Here is a 16,535-nt window from a genome sequence, read left to right on the forward strand (position 1 = left end):
CGGTGGCGGCATGTCGGAGATCACGTATGTCCGGGGTGACGCCACCGTTCCGTCGGTCAAGGGCGTCAAGGTGATCGCCCATGTCTGCAACGACATCGGGGGATGGGGGAAGGGCTTCGTCCTCGCGCTCTCGCGCCGCTGGCCGGAGCCGGAGAAGGCCTACCGCGCCTGGCACCGGGACCGCGCGCACAACGACTTCGGCCTGGGCGCGGCCCAGTTCGTCCAGGTCGACCGGTACGTGTGGGTGGCGAACCTGGTGGGGCAGCGTGGCATACGCACGGGCAGCAAGGGCGTTCCCGTGCGCTACGACGCGATCGACACGGCCCTCGGCCGCCTCGCAGACAAAGCGCTGGAACTGGGTGCCTCCGTCCATATGCCCCGGATAGGCTGCGGTCTGGCCGGCGGCACGTGGTCCCGCGTCGAACCGCTGATCGCCGAGCGGCTCGTGCGGCGGGGGGTCGCGGTAGCGGTCTACGACTATGGGGAGGGCCAGAGTTGAGCCGTGACACCGACGTCCTCGTGCTCGGCGGGGCGGGCGTGGACACCATCGTGTACGTGCCGGAGCTACCGCTGCCGTACGCCGACAGCTACATGATCGAGCCCGGGATCCGCACCCGCGCCGGACAGACCGGCGACTTCGTCGCTCTGGCCCTGACCGCCCTCGGTCTGCGGACCCACCACATCGACATGCTCGGCGACGACCCCGAGGGCGACCTGGTCCGCGCCCTGCACCGGGAGAAGGGCATCGCGCTCACCGCCGTCCCGCAGGCCGCCGGTACCAAGCGGGCGGTCAACCTCGTCAGCCCCGACGGCAGACGGCTGTCCCTCTACGACACGAGCCGCGCACACGCCGACGACCGGCTGCCGGAGCCGGTGGTCCGGAAGCTGGCCGAGTCGAGCCGCCACGCCCACGTGTCCATCACCCACCCGTGCGCCTTCGCCCTGCCCGTGCTGCGCGAGGCCGGGGTGACCCTCTCGACCGACCTGCACAACTGGGACGGCGAGAACGCGTATCACGAGCCGTTCGCTCTCGCGGCGGACGTCGTCTTCGTGTCCGCTGCCGCCCTGACCGACCCGGAGCGGACCGTGCGCGGCATCGTCGAGCGCGGCCGGGCCGAGGTGGTCGTCGCCACGGCCGGGGCCGACGGCGCGTTCCTGCTGGCCGACGGCGCGCTGACCCACATACCGGCCGTCACGCCTCCCGCGCCGGTGGTGGACTCCAACGGCGCGGGCGACGCCTTCGCCGCGGCCTTCCTCTTCGGGTGGCTGAACGGCGAGCCGCCAGGACGCTGCGCCCAGTACGGCGCGGTGGCCGGGGCGTACGCGTGCACGGTGCCGTCCACGGAGGCCGCCGCCCTGTCCCGCGACGAACTCCTGACCAGGGCGGCCGCCTCAGAGCCGACGACGTCGAAGTAGCCCGCCTGTTCCGGTGGTTACTTCGGCGGCCCGCGCTGCCGTCGGCCGTACGTGCTCATGGCCGCCGCCGCACCGATCACCCAGGCAGCGGACAGGCCCAGGACGAAGGCCCACGACCCGAACCCCGCGTCATGCGTGAAAGGAGTAGGTCTCGGGTGTCCCTGCCGTACGGCCCGGGGCAACTGCCCCGAGTCGCACGGCGTTTGCCCGCGGCTCAGCCCTCGTGGAGGTCGTTCGTCGCCGCGATCTTCTTCCACGACTTCGGCTGCACGGCAGCCGCCGAGGCCTTCGCGATCGACGCGGTCCGCGCCGCCGGAGCGGCCGGCTTCGTCGGCTGGAGCAGCCACGTGTCGAAGAGCGAGGCGAGCGGCTTGCCGGACACCTGCTCGGCGTACTTCTGGAAGTCGCCGACCGACGCGTTCCCGTACGCGTGATCCTTCGGCCAGCCCTTGAGGATGGCGAAGAACGCGTCGTCCCCGACCTCGTTGCGCAGCGCCTGGACCGCCAGGGCGCCCCGGTCGTAGACCGCGATGTCGAACTGGTTGTCCGGGCCGGGGTCACCGGGCTTGACCGTCCAGAAGGCGTCGTCGGCCGGATGCGACGCGTACACGTAGTCCGCGAGCTCCTGCGTCGTGCCCTCGTCCTCGTGCTCCGACCACAGCCACTGCGCGTAGCGCGCGAAGCCCTCGTTGATCCAGATGTCCTTCCAGCCCTTCAGCGACACATCGTCGCCGTACCACTGATGCGCCAACTCGTGGACAACGACGGAGGTGTTGGAGCCGTTCGCGAACTGCTTGGGGCTGTAGTACACGCGGGTCTGCGTCTCCAGCGCGTACCCGGTGGTGGTGTTCGGGACGTAGCCGCCGACCGAGTTGAAGGGGTACGGGCCGAAGTACCCGGTCAGCCAGTCGACGATCTCCCCGGTCCGCTCGACGCTCGCCCGCGCGGCCCCGTCGTTGTCGCCGAGGTCCTTGCTGTACGCATTGATGACCGGGACGCCACCCTCCGACGTGCCGGTACTGATGTCGAACTTTCCGACCGCGAGCGTCGTGAGATAGGTGGCCTGCGGCTTGTTGGACCGCCAGTTGTAGCGCGTCCAGCCGAGCTTCGAACTGGTCGACTGGAGTGTGCCGTTGGAAATCGCCTGGGTACCGTCGGGGACGGCAACCGACACGTCGTACGTGGCCTTGTCGAGCGGGTGGTCGTTGCTCGGGTACCACCACCACGCCGCCTCGGGCTCGTCCGCCGCGACCGCCCCGTCCGGAGTGCGGTGCCAGGTCGAGAAGCCGTACGCGCTCTTCGTGGACGGCACTCCGCTGTAGCGGACGACGACCGTGATCGGCGTGCCCTTGGGCAGCGGTTTCGCCGGGGTGATCTCCAGCTCGTGCTGACCCGAGGTCGCGAAGGACGCCTTCGCGCCGTTGACCCGCACCTCGCTCACATCGAGCAGGAAGTCCAGATCGAACCGCGACAGATCCTGCGTGGTGGTGGCCAGGAGGGTCGCCGTGCCCTCCAACTCGTCCGTCTGCGGCTGGTACTTGAGCCGCAGATCGTAGTGCGAGACGTCGTATCCGCCGTTGCCGTAGGCCGGGTAGTAGGGGTCGCCGATGCCCGGCGCCCCGGGAGAGTAACTGGCCGCCGATGCCGGGATCGCCAGCAGGAGGGAGGCCGCGAGCGCGCCCGGGGCGATGAGTCTGCGGTGCACGTCAAGCTCCAAGTCGTAGGGGCATGAGGTCTGTTCGGAGCCTATTCAGTCCCTGCGGTCCCGGTCATGTCCATGGCCGCCCCTGTCACACGATCGCCATTCGGCCGACATGAGCGATTCCGCCCCACGGACCTTTCACCTCCGACCACGGCCCGTGCGTCCCGCATGCCTTTTGGACCGTCACCGGCCCCCTTTTGCACGGGAGTTGACCGGGGTACGTTCCGCGCATGCCGATATCAGCGCGCCGCATGCGCTTCACGACCTGGAGATCGCTCGCGACGGCGGCCACGGCCGCCCTGATGGCCGCCTTCCTCGTCCCCACCGCTGCACACAGCGCCCCACGGGAGAGCACCCCGGTCTATTCGTACGAGAACGCGATCCGTGAATCCGTCTGGGTGGACACCGGCCTCGACGGCGACAGCGACGGAAAGACCGACCGCGTGGCCGTCGACATCGTCCGCCCCCGCGAACTCGCCCAGCAGGGCCGCAAGATACCCGTGATCATGGACGCCAGCCCGTACTACTCCTGTTGCGGACGCGGCAACGAGAGCCAGAAGAAGACGTACGACGCGGGCGGCAACGTCGTCCAGATGCCGCTGTTCTACGACAACTACTTCGTGCCGCGCGGCTACGCCTTCGTCGGCGTCGACCTGGCCGGCACCAACCGGTCCGACGGCTGTGTGGACGTCGGCGGGCGCTCCGACATCCAGTCCGCGAAGGCGGTCGTCGACTGGCTCAACGGCCGGGCCAAGGGGTACACCTCCCGGGCCGGCACCGCCACGGCCACGGCTACCTGGACCAACGGCAAGACGGGCATGATCGGCAAGAGCTGGGACGGCACCATCGCCAACGGCGTGGCCGCCACCGGCGTCAAGGGCCTCAAGACCATCGTGCCGATCAGCGCCATCTCCTCCTGGTACGACTACTACTTCGCCAAGGGTGCCCCGCTCTACGACTCGGGCCCCGACTGGCTCTCCGACTACGTCGACAGCCCCGACGCCCGCACCAAGTGCGCCGCCGTCCAGCAGAAGCTGGTCGACGAGGCGCCGCGCACGGGTGACTGGACCTCGCTGTGGACCGAGCGCGACTACGTGAAGGACGCGAGCAAGGTCAAGGCAAGCGTGTTCCTGATTCACGGCATGCAGGACCTCAACGTCCGCACCAAGCACTTCGGCCAGTGGTGGAGCGCCCTGGCCAAGAATGGCGTCGAGCGCAAGATCTGGCTCTCCCAGACCGGCCACGTCGACCCCTTCGACTTCCGCCGCGCCACCTGGGTCGACACCCTGCACCACTGGTTCGACCACGAACTCCTCGGCTACGACAACGGCATCGACGACGAGCCCATGGCCGACATCGAGCGCCACCCCGACCAGTGGGTCACCTCCAGCGTCTGGCCGCCCCGCGCCACCGAGACGACGACCCTCCGCCCCGGCACGGGCACCCAGGCGGGCGTCGGCACCCTCGGCCTGCGTACGAACTCCGGAACCGAGACCTTCACCGACAACCCGGCGCTGAGCGAGACCGACTGGGCCGCGCACATCGACCAACCGACCCCCGACAAGGCGGGCTTCGTCAGCAAGCCGCTCACGCACGACCTCCGACTGTCCGGCTCGTCCAAGGTGACCGTCACCGCCACCCCGACGACCTCGACAGCCCATCTCTCCGCCGTACTCGTCGACCTCGGCCCGGACACCATCCGCGACTACAACGCGGCCGGGGAGGGCATCACGACGCTCACCGACCGCACCTGCTGGGGCGCGAGCACGACCGGCGACAGCCCCTGCTTCAAGGTGACGCAGGCGAACAAGGCCGACGTCGACTACACGGTCTTCAGCCGTGGCTGGGCCGACCTCGGCAACTACGCCTCCGACCTCAAGGGCGTCCCGCTCACCCCGGGCAAGGCGTACACCATCACGCTCGACCTGGCGGCCTCCGACCACGTCGTCCCCAAGGGCCACCGGCTCGCGCTGATCGTTGCGGGCACCGACAAGGACCTCATCGACCCTCCGTCCACCACCCCGACCCTGACGCTCGACCTGTCCCGTACGTCGGCCCGGGTCCCGCTGGTCGGCGGCGCCGACGCCTTCACCAGGGCGACGTCCGGTTCCGCCGCGACGCGGAGCACGGCCGTCCTCGACGGCGTACAGGAGCCGCGCGCCGCCCACCGTGTCCCGGGAGAGACCCGTTGATCCACTTACGCATCCGCGCCCTGGCCGTGGCGGTCACCGCCACGGCCCTGGCCGCGCCCCTGCTGACGGCACCGGCGTACGCGACGGAAACCCCGCCGCGTACCGGATTCGAGCAGACCGACGGCGCACGCTGGACCAGCCAACCGGAGGAGCAGGACTTCCTGGCCGCTGTCGACAAGGCGAGCGGCCGGGTGTCCCTGTCCAGGATCGGCACCACCGAGCAGGGCCGCCCGCTCCAGCTCGTCCGGATCGGCGCCCATCGCCCGGCCACCACCGTGCTCCTCGTGTGCAGCCAGCACGGTGACGAGCCGTCCGGGCGCGAGGCCTGCCTCACCACGATCCGCGACCTGGCGTACGCGAAGGACCAGAGCACCCGGCGATTCCTGCAGAGCACCAGCGTGCTCGTCGTCCCCACCGCCAACCCCGACGGCCGCGCCGCCGACACCCGCGAGAACAGTGACGGTGTCGACATCAACCGCGACCACCTCGCCCTCAAGACGGCCGAGGCCCGCGCGATGGCGGCCGTCCTGCGCGACCACCGGCCCGACGTCGTCTACGACCTGCACGAGTACGGGGCCACGCCCAAGTACTACGACAAGGACCTCTTCGACCTCTGGCCGCGCAACCTCAACACGGACGCGGCCGTGCACGACGAGGCGGTGACCCTGTCGCGGGACTATGTACGGCCCGCCGCCCGGGAGGGCGGGTACTCGACGGGCACGTACGGCATCTGGACCGACCCCGTGACCGGCGACCCGATCAAACAGACCGCCGGTGACGGCCAGGAGCGCATCCTGCGGAACATGTCGGGCGTAAAACACTCTGTCGGCCTGCTCATCGAGAGCCGCGTCGACCCGGTCACGGATGCCGAGCGGGCCGATGCCTCCTTGAACAACCGGCGTCGGGTGCACTCCCAACTGGCGGCGCTCGGCGGCCTGTTCGGCTTCGCGGGCGAGCGCGGCGCACGCGTCGCCGCGGCCACCGGGGCGGCCCGGCTCGCGGGTTACCGGGACACCGGCCCGGTCTACCTCGGCGGCGCCGACAACGACCCGGCCGAACCCGCCGAGGTGATCCAGGATCCGCCCTGCGGCTACCGGCTCACGGCGGACCAGTACGCGGACGTGCGCGACGAACTCGCCCTGCACGGCGTGCGCGTACGACCGGACGGCGGCGGCGTCCTCGTACCGCTGCGGCAGTCCCTGCGCGCCCTCGTCCCGTTGCTCCTCGACGGGCGTGCGCCGTACCACCTCACGGCCGGGGAGCCGGAGACGGCCTGCTGAGGACGATCCCCAGGTCCCCAGGTCCCCAGGTCCCCAGGTCCGCAGGTCCTCAGGCGGAGGCGGTCGGGTGCACGAGCCCGGCCGCCTTTCGCGCGCACCCCCACGCCACCGTGACGCCCGCGCCGCCATGACCGTAGTTGTGCACCACCACCCGCCCGTCCGGCAGCACCTCGCGCTCCAGCCGGACCGAGTCGCGCACCGGCCGCAGGCCCACCTGGTGGTCGAGCACGCGCGCCCCGGCGATCTCGGGACGCAGCGCCGTGCACCGTTCGACGATCTCCCGCGCCACGACCGGGTCGGGCGTCAGCGACCAGTCGTCCTCGTCGGTCGTGCCGCCCAGGACCAGCCGGTCCGGCTGCGGAAAGACGTATGTGGTCGTCCCGGCGTCCGCGTCCGTCGACACCAGCCAGGTGCGGATACCCGGGTTCTCCACGATCACCAGCTGCCCGCGCACGGGCCGTACCGCCGGATCGGGTACGAGCTCGCGGGCGCCGAGGCCCGTGCAGTTGACGACGACCGGTGCCTCGGCCTCCGCGAGGTCCGCCACCGTGCGCGCCTCGATCGTCCCTCCCGCCCCCAGGAACCGCTCGCGGAGCCACCGCAGATGCACCGGCATGTCGAGCAGCGGCAACCGCGCCCACAGCGCCGTGCCCGCGTACTCCTCCGCCGTCGCCGCCCGCAGTCCCGGCACCCGGGTGGCGACCCACGAGACCTGCTCGTCCAGCCGCGACTCGCCCAGTACGCCCTCGACCATGCGTACGCCCGTCTCCTCGGACCGCAGCGCCAACTCTTCGTACACGGAGAGTGATTGGATGGCCCACACGCGGGCGAGAGTCTTCGGCTCGATGCGATACGGCCACCACAGCGCGCCCGCAACCGCCGAGGTGGTCCGCTCGGCGGGCTCTCGCGCCCAGACCCGTACCCGTGTGCCGCCCTCGGCCAGGACAACGGCCGTCGTCAGGCCGATGACACCACTGCCGACCACGATCACTTCACCGCTGCGAGCGTTCTTCACGCGGGGACGTTAACGGAATCTGTCATGCCGTGCTCACATCACTCTCAGTCTGGGGATACTCACAGTATGTCTGCCGAGTACGCGACCTTCGGCCTGGCACCGGCGATGCGTGCCGGTGGAGTCCTCGCCAACGGTGACTACCAAGTGCACCGGGATTTCGTGGACTTCATCGTCGACGGTCGCCCGCTGCTGTTCCAGCTCTCCGACCTCGACGCGGTGTCCCCGCTCGCCTCCGATGTGCCGCCCGCGATCTTCACCGCCCAGGTGCGCGGCCTCCTCCTGGAGGCCGATGCCCCGCTCGACGGCGGCCGGTATGTCATCTACGGCTGCCCCGAGTGCGCAAGCCTCGAATGCGGTGCCGTCACCGCCGTCATCGAGAAGGCCGGCGACGACTATGTGTGGCGCGACTTCGCCTGGCAGACCGACGAACGGGCCGACCTGGAGCTCAATGGCTACCACGGCATAGGGCCCTTCCGCTTCCACGGCGCCGAGTACCGCAGCGCGCTGAACTCCCTCCTCGACGGCGACTCGGGACCGCGCCGCCGCGTCCTCCTGATCGGCGCCCGCGTCGCGCTGCTCGCCAAGCTCGCCGCCGCCCTGCGCACCATCGGCATCGGCGCCGACATCACCCGCGACGCCACGGACGTCCCGGCCGACGAACTCCGTACGTACGGCGCGGTGGTCTTCGGCCGGGCCGTCGGCGAGGGCGAGCGTGCGGCCGTGCGGCAGTCCTTCCAGCGGGCGGGCGTCGAGGTCGCGTACGTCGAGGGCCTCGCCCCGATCATTCCGCTCCTGGTCGCCCAGATCGAGCACGCCCTGGACCGCAGCCCGCAGGAGCTGCGCCGTCTCACGCGCCTGGTCGCCGCGGACGGCGAGGCGGGCATCGAGGTCACCTCCACATGCCGCGTCCAGTTGACCGCGTACCGCCTTGACCGCCTCTCCCGCACCCACGCGCACGAGGTCTTCGACGGGATCCTGGAGACGGGCCGGCACCGGGTCGCGCTGGATGCCAGGGCGGTGAAGGGGGAATCGTTCATCGTGGCGCGGACGTCGGGGAGTGTGCTGGTGGAGGCGATGGCCCATGGGTAGGCGGGCCGCTGAAAACGGAGAGGCGGGCCGGTGAAACGGCCGGACCGGCCGCTGAAAACCGTGGCGCGGGTCACGAGGCCTGGCCGTTAGGATCGGCCTCCTGATGACTGCCACTCTCGTCGCCAAGAACCTCGCCGCCGGACACGGCGACCGCTCGCTCTTCTCCGGGCTCGACCTCGTCGTCGCGCCCGGCGATGTGATCGGGCTCGTCGGTGCCAACGGCGCGGGCAAGTCCACGCTGCTGCGCCTGCTCGCCGGTCTCCTCACGCCGGAGGAGGGGGAGCTGCGGCTGTCCCCGCCGTCCGCGACCGTCGGGCATCTGCCGCAGGAGCCGGAGCGGCGGGAGGGCGAGACCGTACGGGAGTTCCTCGCGCGCCGCACGGGCGTCGCCGAGGCCCAGCGGGTGATGGACGAGGCGACACAGGCGCTCGTCGACGGAGCGCCCGGCGCGGACGACGCGTACGCCACCAGCCTGGAGCGGTGGCTCGACCTCGGCGGCGCCGACCTCGACGAGCGCGCCGAGGAGGTCGCCGACTCCCTGGGGCTCCGCGTCGACCTGGACCAGCCGATGACGTCCCTGTCCGGCGGCCAGGCTGCCCGCGCCGGACTCGCTTCCCTCCTCCTCTCCCGCTACGACGTGTTTCTGCTCGACGAGCCGACGAACGACCTGGACCTGGACGGTCTGGAACGCCTCGAACGCTTCGTGAGCGGCCTGCGCGCCGGGACCGTCGTCGTCAGCCACGACCGCGAGTTCCTGACCCGGACGGTCACCAAGGTGCTCGAACTGGACCTCGTACAGCAGCGGATCACGCTGTACGGCGGTGGATACGAGGCCTATCTGGAGGAGCGGGACGTGGCCCGCCGGCACGCCCGCGACGACTACGAGGAGTACGCCGACAAGCGGTCCGCGCTCGAGGGCCGGGCCCAGATGCAGCGCTCCTGGATGGACAAGGGCGTCAAGAACGCCCGGCGCAAAGCGGGCAACGACAACGACAAGATCGGCCGCAAGTTCCGCAGCGAGGCCAGCGAGAAGCAGGCCGCGAAGGCCCGGCAGACCCAGCGCATGATCGAACGCCTCGACGTCGTCGAGGAGCCGCGCAAGGAGTGGGAGCTGCGCATGGAGATCGCGGCGGCCCCGCGGTCCGGCGCGGTCGTCGCCGCGCTGCGGGACGCGGAGGTGCGGCGTGGCGAGTACACCTTCGGCCCGGCCACACTGCAGATCGACTGGGCGGACCGGGTCGCGGTCACCGGCGCGAACGGCGCGGGCAAGTCGACGCTGCTCGGCGCCCTGCTGGGCCGAGTCCCGCTGGACGCGGGCCACGCCACGCTCGGCTCGGGCGTGATCGTCGGCGAGGTCGACCAGGCCCGCAAGCTGTTCCTCGGCTCCGAGTCCTTGCTGGACGCGTTCTGCGCGGCGGTCCCGGACACGGAACCGGCCGAGGTCCGCACACTGCTGGCCAAGTTCGGCCTGAAGTCGCACCACGTCCTGCGCCAGGCGGCGACCCTCTCCCCGGGCGAACGCACCCGCTCGGCACTGGCCCTGTTGCAGGGCCGAGGCGTCAACCTCCTCGTCCTCGACGAGCCGACCAACCACCTCGACCTCCCCGCCATCGAGCAGCTGGAATCGGCCCTGGACTCCTACGAGGGCACGCTCCTGTTGGTCACCCACGACCGCCGCATGCTCGACGCGGTCCACACGACCCGCCGCCTGGAGGTGGCGGACGGCAAGGTGACGGAACTGCCGTCGTAGGGGCACTGCTCAGCCGCGCGCAGCCGTGCCGCCGGGGCGGCAGCCCACCCGCAGCGACACGTGAGTGCCGGGTGCAACTGTCGTAGCTGTGGGCATGCGTGCCGCTAGGGGCGGCATGGGTGGGCCAGAGCGGCACCCCGTATGCGCCGGGCTGCGCACCCGCCCCCGAGCTCAGCCCCCGCGCCGGGGCCCTGTCACCAAGGCCCCGGCACCGATAGCCGAAGGATCAGCCCCGACCCCGCTTGGGGTCCACCAACCCCGCCCGCCGCAACGCATCCGCCATCGCACTGTTCGCAGGCGGCGGCGCCTGCCGAGACCCACCGCCCCCGGCACCGCCCGCACGCCCCTGCCGCGGCTGCTGACCCCGCTGCTGCGGCGGCCGCCCCCCACGCTGAGGCCGCCCGCCCCCCTCGGGAGCCGGTGCCGCCGCCTCGTCGTCCAACCGCAGCGTCAGCGAAATCCGCTTCCGCGGAATGTCGATGTCCAGCACCTTCACCTTGACGATGTCCCCGGGCTTCACCACGTCCCGCGGGTCCTTGACGAAGGTCTTGGACATCGCGGAGACATGCACAAGCCCGTCCTGGTGGACGCCGACATCCACAAAGGCTCCGAAGGCGGCCACATTCGTGACGACCCCCTCCAGCACCATCCCGGACGCCAGGTCGGAGATCTTCTCCACACCCTCCTTGAAGGTGGCCGTCTTGAAGGCGGGCCGCGGGTCGCGCCCGGGCTTCTCCAGCTCCTTCAGGATGTCCGTGACGGTCGGCAGACCGAACGTCTCGTCGACGAAGTCGTCCGGCCGCAGCGAGCGCAGCACCCCCGTGTTGCCGATCAGCGACGCGACCTCGCTCCCCGCCGTCTTCACCATCCGCCGCACCACGGGGTACGCCTCGGGGTGCACGCTGGACGCGTCCAGCGGATCGTCCCCGCCCCGGATCCGCAGGAAGCCCGCACACTGCTCGTATGCCTTCGGACCGAGCCGGGCCACGCCCTTGAGGGCCGTACGTGACCGGAAGGGCCCGTTCGCATCCCGATGCGCCACGATGTTCTCCGCGAGCCCGGAGGTGATCCCGGAGACCCGCGCCAGCAGCGGCGCCGACGCCGTGTTCACGTCCACGCCCACGCCGTTCACACAGTCCTCGACGACCGCGTCGAGCGACCGGGACAGCTTCACCTCGGACAGGTCGTGCTGGTACTGCCCGACCCCGATGGACTTCGGGTCGATCTTCACCAGCTCGGCGAGCGGGTCCTGGAGCCGGCGCGCGATGGACACGGCGCCGCGCAGCGACACGTCCATGTCGGGCAGTTCCTGCGAGGCGAACGCGGACGCCGAGTACACGGATGCCCCCGCCTCGGAGACCATCACCTTGGTGAGCTTCAACTCGGGGTGCTTGGCGATGAGCTCACCGGCGAGCTTGTCCGTCTCACGGGACGCCGTGCCGTTGCCGATCGCGATCAGCTCGACCGCGTGCTCCTTGGCGAGCCGCGCGACCTTGGCGATGGCCTCGTCCCACTTGTTGGCCGGGACGTGCGGGTAGATGACGTCCGTCGCGACGACCTTGCCGGTCGCGTCGACCACGGCGACCTTCACACCGGTACGGAACCCGGGGTCGAGGCCAAGCGTCGCGCGCGTGCCCGCGGGGGCGGCGAGCAGCAGGTCGCGCAGGTTGGCCGCGAAGACGTTCACCGCCTCGTCCTCGGCGGCCGTCCGCAGCCGCAGCCGCAGGTCGATGCCGAGGTGCACGAGAATCCGGGTCCGCCAGGCCCAACGGACGGTGTCCGTGAGCCACTTGTCGGCGGGGCGGCCGCGGTCGGCGATCTGGAAGCGGTGGGCGACGATCCCCTCGTACGAGGAGGGACCGGGCTGCTCGGACGGCTCCTCGGGCTCCAGGACGAGGTCGAGGACCTCCTCCTTCTCGCCGCGCAGCATGGCGAGGATGCGGTGCGAGGGCAGCTCCTTGAAGGGCTCGGCGAAGTCGAAGTAGTCGGCGAACTTGGCGCCCGCCTCCTCCTTGCCGTCCCGCACCTTGGCGGCGAGCCGCCCGCGCACCCACATGCGCTCACGCAGCTCGCCGATCAGGTCGGCGTCCTCCGAGAACCGCTCGGTGAGGATCGACCGGGCCCCGTCAAGGGCGGCCTGCGGATCGGCGACTCCCTTGTCGGCGTCGACGAAGGCCGCCGCCGCGGCGAGCGGGTCGATCGACGGGTCGCCGAGCAGGCCCTCGGCCAGCGGCTCCAGGCCCGCCTCGCGCGCGATCTGCGCCTTCGTGCGCCGCTTCGGCTTGAACGGCAGATAGATGTCCTCAAGACGCGCCTTCGTCTCGGCGCCCCTGATCTGCGCCTCGACCTCGGCGGTGAGCTTGCCCTGCTCGCGCACCGAGTCGAGGATCGCGGCGCGCCGCTCCTCCAGCTCCCGCAGATAGCGCAGCCGCTCCTCGAGGGTGCGCAGCTGCGCATCGTCGAGCATCTCGGTCGCTTCCTTGCGGTAGCGGGCGATGAAGGGCACCGTCGAACCGCCGTCGAGCAAGTCGACGGCGGCCTTGACCTGCCGCTCCCGTACGCCGAGCTCCTCGGCGATCCTGCCTTCGATGGACCCTACGAGGGGTGTCGTCACGATCCCGTACCGCCTTCTCCACTGAGGTTGCGCGGCAATTGTGGCAGGTGACACCGACAACGGGGGATCAGGGCACCGATCGGCGGTGTCAGCCCTTGCCGGTCATGCCCTCGGGGAAGGCGCCGGCCGCGAGCGCCGTCATGAGAAGGCCCTTGGCCAGTTCGGTGAGCCGTTCGACGCCCGCGGCGCCCAGATGCTCGTACGGGGCGCGGTCCAGCCGGTCCGTCCGCGCCTCGATCTCGCTGCGCAGGGCCACACCTGCCTCCGTCAACTCGCCCTCGGCGTCGAGCAGTCCGCGTTCCCGCAGCCGCCCGGCCGCCGCCTCCCAGTCCGTCCGGGACCAGCCGCGCGTGCCCAGCGCCCACTTCGGGGACATGCCCTTGCCGGTCGCGGTGTGACTCACCAGGGCCTCCACCGGGTCGAGTTCCGCGTCGAGCAGCACCGCGAGGTGGCCGTCGCCGCGGTGCTCGCGCAGCAGGGTGGCCGCGTGCCAGAGCGCGAGGTGCGGCGCGTCGGGCACCGGCAGGTCGGCGTGGGCTGCGTACAGCGGGCGCGCGGTCCTGGTGCAGGCCTCGGCCGCGCGCAGCGCGAGTTCCGCCGCCTCGGCCACCTCCTTGGAGGCGATGAGGTCCTCGCCGAGCAGTCGGCGCAGTGTCGCGTCGACGGCACGCGCGCGTGCCGCGAGTACGGTCTCCGGAGAGGCCGCCCGCCATACCTCGGGCACGTGCTTCGCCACCAGCTCGTGGCGGAAGTTGTAGAACGTCGCGGTCACCGTGCCTGGGCCCACCGCGCCCATGGCCGCGGCCCGGACGGCGATGTACGCGCCCCTGCTGTCCTCGATCCCGACCGCGGCGAGCTCCCGCCCCAGATCGGGCGAGAAGTAGTGCGTCGAGTGCAGCGGGTTGAGGACGTTGTGGCAGCGCCGCCCGGCGCGCTCCGGCAGTGGAGTGGTCATGCCCGGCACATTACCGACTGGTCGGTACGCCGGGAACGGTGGAGTCGGTGATGGCAGGAAAGGCGGGGTACTCGTCATTGCGGCCATCACCCCGGCCGCCAAGAATCAAGGCATGCGAACCGTCCTGGTCGTCCTCTTCGACGCCGTGCAGAGCCTCGACGTCACGGGTCCCGTGGAGGTCTTCGCGGGCGCCGAGAACTACCGCGACGGCTCGTACCGCATCCGCACCGCCTCCCTGGACGGCACGCCGGTGCGCACCTCCAGCGGCCTCACCCTCGTCCCGGACCACTCGCTCGCCGACGCGCCCACCGCGCACACCCTTCTCGTCCCGGGCGGCGCCGGCACCCGCCGCCCCGACCCCCGCCTGACCCACTGGCTGCGCGAGAACGGCCCGCGCGCCGAACGCCTGGTCTCCGTCTGCACCGGCGCCCTCCTGCTCGCCGGAGCGGGCCTCCTGGACGGCCGCCGCGCCACGACCCACTGGGCCTACTGCGACAAGCTCGCCCGCGACCACCCGGCGATCCAGGTCGACCCTGATCCCATCTACGTCCGAGACGGCCAGGTGTCCACCTCGGCGGGCGTCACCTCCGGCATCGACCTGGCCCTCGCGCTCGTCGAGGAGGACCTGGGGCGCGAGGCCGCCCTCACCATCGCCCGTCACCTGGTCGTCTTCCTCAGGCGCCCAGGCAACCAGGCCCAGTTCAGCGCCCAGCTGGCCGCCCAGACCGCGCAGCGCGAACCGCTGCGCGAGGTCCAGCAATGGATCACCGAGCACCCCGACGACGACCTGAGCGTCGATTCGCTCGCGGCCCGTGCCCGCCTCTCGCCCCGCCACTTCGCCCGCGCCTTCCGGACCGAGACCGGCATGACGCCCGGCCGGTACGTCGAGCGGGTCCGCCTCGAACACGCACGGCGCCTCCTGGAGGACACGGCCGACGGCATCGAGGAGATCTCCCGCGCGTCCGGCTACGGCACGCCCGAGGGGATGCGGCGCGCCTTCGTGAAGACCCTCGGCTCGGCACCGGCGGAGTACCGCCGCCGTTTCCGGCCGGCCATCAACCACTGAATCCCACTGGAAGGGATCTCCATGCAGATCGCCATCGTCCTCTACGAGCGCTTCACCGCCCTCGACGCCATCGGCCCGTACCAGATGCTCGGCGGCATCCCGGATGCGGAGGTGGTCCTCGTCGCCGAACGGCAGGGACCGGTCCGGGACGACCGGAACAGCCTCTCCCTGGTCGCCGACCGATCCTTCGCGGAAGTCCCGAGCCCCGACGTCCTCGTAGTTCCCGGCGGGCCGGACCTGAGCGCCGAACTGCGCAACGACGTCGTGCTCGACTGGCTGCGTACCGCCGATGCCACGACCACCTGGACGACGTCCGTGTGCACGGGCTCACTGCTGCTGGCCGCCGCGGGCCTGCTCAAGGGCCGCCGCGCCACCTCGCACTGGCTGGCGCTGGAGGAACTGAAGCGGCTGGGGGCGGAGGCGACCGGCGAGCGCGTCGTGACCGACGGCAAATACGTCACCGCGGCCGGAGTGTCGTCGGGCATCGACATGGGGCTCACCCTTGTCGGCAGGATCGCCGGTGACCGGGTCGCCCAGTCCGTCCAACTGCTGACCGAGTACGACCCGCAGCCGCCCTACGACGCGGGGTCCCCGGAGAAGGCCCCGGCCGATCTGGTCGAGCAGTGGCGCGCCGGGAACGGCCTCAGCCTCACGTAGTCCATGTGAAGCGCGGCTGCCTGCGCTCCAGAAACGCGGCGACCCCCTCCGCGGTGTCGCCGCTGCCCCGCGCCCGCTCCGCCCAGTACGCGTCCCGGTCCGTGCGCCCGTTCGCGAACTCCTTGGCCGCCGCCTGCGTCAGCAGCGAGCGCGCGGTCAGTACGCGCGTGAATTCCGCGACGCGCTTGTCGAGCTCGCCCGCGGGCAGTACCTCGTCGACCAGACCCGTGCGCTGTGCCCGCTCCGTGTCGATCAACTCGCCCGAGAACAGCAGGTACTTGGCGGTGGCGGGCCCCACCAGCGACACCAACCGCCGCGTGGAGGACGCCGGGTAGACGATCCCCAGCTTCGCCGGAGTCACCCCGAACAGCGACCCCTCCTCCGCGAACCGCAGATCGCAGGCGGCCGCGAGCTGGCACCCGCCGCCCACGCAGTACCCGCGGATCGCGGCCAGCGTCGGCTTCGGGAACGCGGCGAGCGCTTCCTCGGCGAGTGCGGCGAGGCCCTGCGCCTCGTCCGGGGAGCCCCGCAGCGTCGAGATGTCGGCCCCGGCGCAGAATGTCTCACCCTCGCCGGTGAGCACCAGCGCGTGTACATCGGCGTCGGCGGTCAACTCGTCGAGCAGGGACGGCAGCGCCCGCCACATGTCCGCCGTCATGGCGTTGCGCTTGGCCGGGTAGCGGATGACGACGGTGGCGACCCCGTCGCCGACACGGTGCGACAGCTGCGGTTCCATACGCCGGATGCTAGCGGCATCCGCCGAACGTACGATCAAGGAGGGCAGGCGCGAGGAGGCGCT

At 71.3% G+C, this 16,535-nt stretch carries 13 protein-coding genes; 8 read left to right on the top strand and 5 right to left on the bottom strand.

Features of this window, described 5'->3' with window-relative positions; genetic code table 11:
• Positions 1 to 10: 10 nt before the first annotated feature.
• Complete coding sequence (locus AB5J53_RS41240) at positions 11 to 499, top strand: macro domain-containing protein (protein ID WP_369250706.1); 489 nt, start codon at positions 11 to 13, stop codon at positions 497 to 499.
• A complete protein-coding gene (locus tag AB5J53_RS41245; protein ID WP_369250707.1) occupies positions 496 to 1,416 on the top strand; it encodes a PfkB family carbohydrate kinase in 921 nt (306 codons plus the stop codon). The genes AB5J53_RS41240 and AB5J53_RS41245 overlap by 4 nt, the downstream gene beginning before the upstream one ends.
• A 214-nt stretch (positions 1,417 to 1,630) precedes the next feature.
• Here AB5J53_RS41245 and AB5J53_RS41250 read toward each other — a convergent pair whose 3' ends face one another.
• Positions 1,631 to 3,121 carry a M1 family metallopeptidase gene (locus AB5J53_RS41250; protein ID WP_369250708.1) on the bottom strand — a complete coding sequence of 497 codons (1,491 nt, stop codon included), beginning with the start codon at positions 3,119 to 3,121 and terminating at the stop codon, positions 1,631 to 1,633.
• A gap of 227 nt (positions 3,122 to 3,348) precedes the next feature.
• Here AB5J53_RS41250 and AB5J53_RS41255 point away from each other — a divergent pair, with 227 nt between their 5' ends.
• Both AB5J53_RS41255 and AB5J53_RS41260 read left to right on the top strand, forming a co-directional pair.
• Positions 3,349 to 5,310, top strand: a complete 1,962-nt coding sequence (locus AB5J53_RS41255; protein WP_369250709.1) for a Xaa-Pro dipeptidyl-peptidase — start codon at positions 3,349 to 3,351, stop codon at positions 5,308 to 5,310.
• Complete coding sequence (locus AB5J53_RS41260) at positions 5,310 to 6,590, top strand: M14 family metallocarboxypeptidase (RefSeq protein WP_369252787.1); 1,281 nt, start codon at positions 5,310 to 5,312, stop codon at positions 6,588 to 6,590. The genes AB5J53_RS41255 and AB5J53_RS41260 overlap by 1 nt, the downstream gene beginning before the upstream one ends.
• 49 nt (positions 6,591 to 6,639) lie before the next feature.
• On the opposite strand, the gene AB5J53_RS41265 is transcribed toward AB5J53_RS41260, so the two are convergent.
• On the bottom strand, positions 6,640 to 7,605 hold the full coding sequence (locus AB5J53_RS41265) for an FAD-dependent oxidoreductase (protein WP_369250710.1): 966 nt from the start codon (positions 7,603 to 7,605) through the stop codon (positions 6,640 to 6,642).
• 66 nt (positions 7,606 to 7,671) lie between these two features.
• Between AB5J53_RS41265 and AB5J53_RS41270 the strand changes: the two genes are divergently transcribed.
• Both AB5J53_RS41270 and AB5J53_RS41275 read left to right on the top strand, forming a co-directional pair.
• Complete coding sequence (locus tag AB5J53_RS41270; RefSeq protein WP_369250711.1) at positions 7,672 to 8,694, top strand: oxidoreductase; 1,023 nt, start codon at positions 7,672 to 7,674, stop codon at positions 8,692 to 8,694.
• A gap of 103 nt (positions 8,695 to 8,797) precedes the next feature.
• Positions 8,798 to 10,444, top strand: a complete 1,647-nt coding sequence (locus tag AB5J53_RS41275) for an ABC-F family ATP-binding cassette domain-containing protein (RefSeq protein WP_369250712.1) — start codon at positions 8,798 to 8,800, stop codon at positions 10,442 to 10,444.
• A gap of 226 nt (positions 10,445 to 10,670) precedes the next feature.
• Here the strand turns inward: AB5J53_RS41275 and AB5J53_RS41280 are convergent, their stop codons facing one another.
• Both AB5J53_RS41280 and AB5J53_RS41285 read right to left on the bottom strand, forming a co-directional pair.
• Positions 10,671 to 13,058 (bottom strand): Tex family protein, encoded by a 2,388-nt coding sequence (locus tag AB5J53_RS41280; RefSeq protein WP_369250713.1) that lies wholly within the window; start codon positions 13,056 to 13,058, stop codon positions 10,671 to 10,673.
• Between the two features lie 88 nt (positions 13,059 to 13,146).
• Positions 13,147 to 14,013: a hypothetical protein gene (locus tag AB5J53_RS41285; protein ID WP_369250714.1), complete on the bottom strand. Its 867-nt coding sequence runs from the start codon at positions 14,011 to 14,013 to the stop codon at positions 13,147 to 13,149.
• Between the two features lie 112 nt (positions 14,014 to 14,125).
• Here AB5J53_RS41285 and AB5J53_RS41290 point away from each other — a divergent pair, with 112 nt between their 5' ends.
• Together AB5J53_RS41290 and AB5J53_RS41295 are read left to right on the top strand one after the other, a co-directional pair.
• Positions 14,126 to 15,079: a GlxA family transcriptional regulator gene (locus AB5J53_RS41290; RefSeq protein ID WP_369250715.1), complete on the top strand. Its 954-nt coding sequence runs from the start codon at positions 14,126 to 14,128 to the stop codon at positions 15,077 to 15,079.
• Between the two features lie 21 nt (positions 15,080 to 15,100).
• Positions 15,101 to 15,736: a DJ-1/PfpI family protein gene (locus AB5J53_RS41295; RefSeq protein WP_369250716.1), complete on the top strand. Its 636-nt coding sequence runs from the start codon at positions 15,101 to 15,103 to the stop codon at positions 15,734 to 15,736.
• Here the strand turns inward: AB5J53_RS41295 and AB5J53_RS41300 are convergent.
• The gene (locus AB5J53_RS41300; protein ID WP_369250717.1) at positions 15,729 to 16,472 is read right to left on the bottom strand and encodes an enoyl-CoA hydratase/isomerase family protein; all 744 of its coding nucleotides are present in this window, start codon (positions 16,470 to 16,472) and stop codon (positions 15,729 to 15,731) included. The two genes, AB5J53_RS41295 and AB5J53_RS41300, sit on opposite strands and share 8 nt — an antisense overlap.
• Positions 16,473 to 16,535 lie beyond the last annotated feature (63 nt).

It is taken from the genome of Streptomyces sp. R41 (genome assembly GCF_041053055.1).
GTDB lineage: Bacteria > Actinomycetota > Actinomycetes > Streptomycetales > Streptomycetaceae > Streptomyces.

Bases quoted from the DNA above. Each gene is read 5' to 3' on its own strand.
- AB5J53_RS41270 (WP_369250711.1), top strand. From the start codon at position 7,672: ATGTCTGCCGAGTACGCGACCTTCGGCCTGGCACCGGCGATGCGTGCC.
- AB5J53_RS41290 (WP_369250715.1), top strand. From the start codon at position 14,126: ATGCGAACCGTCCTGGTCGTCCTCTTCGACGCCGTGCAGAGCCTCGAC.
- AB5J53_RS41255 (WP_369250709.1), top strand. From the start codon at position 3,349: ATGCCGATATCAGCGCGCCGCATGCGCTTCACGACCTGGAGATCGCTC.
- AB5J53_RS41300 (WP_369250717.1), bottom strand. From the start codon at position 16,472: ATGGAACCGCAGCTGTCGCACCGTGTCGGCGACGGGGTCGCCACCGTC.
- AB5J53_RS41295 (WP_369250716.1), top strand. From the start codon at position 15,101: ATGCAGATCGCCATCGTCCTCTACGAGCGCTTCACCGCCCTCGACGCC.
- AB5J53_RS41240 (WP_369250706.1), top strand. From the start codon at position 11: ATGTCGGAGATCACGTATGTCCGGGGTGACGCCACCGTTCCGTCGGTC.
- AB5J53_RS41285 (WP_369250714.1), bottom strand. From the start codon at position 14,013: ATGACCACTCCACTGCCGGAGCGCGCCGGGCGGCGCTGCCACAACGTC.
- AB5J53_RS41275 (WP_369250712.1), top strand. From the start codon at position 8,798: ATGACTGCCACTCTCGTCGCCAAGAACCTCGCCGCCGGACACGGCGAC.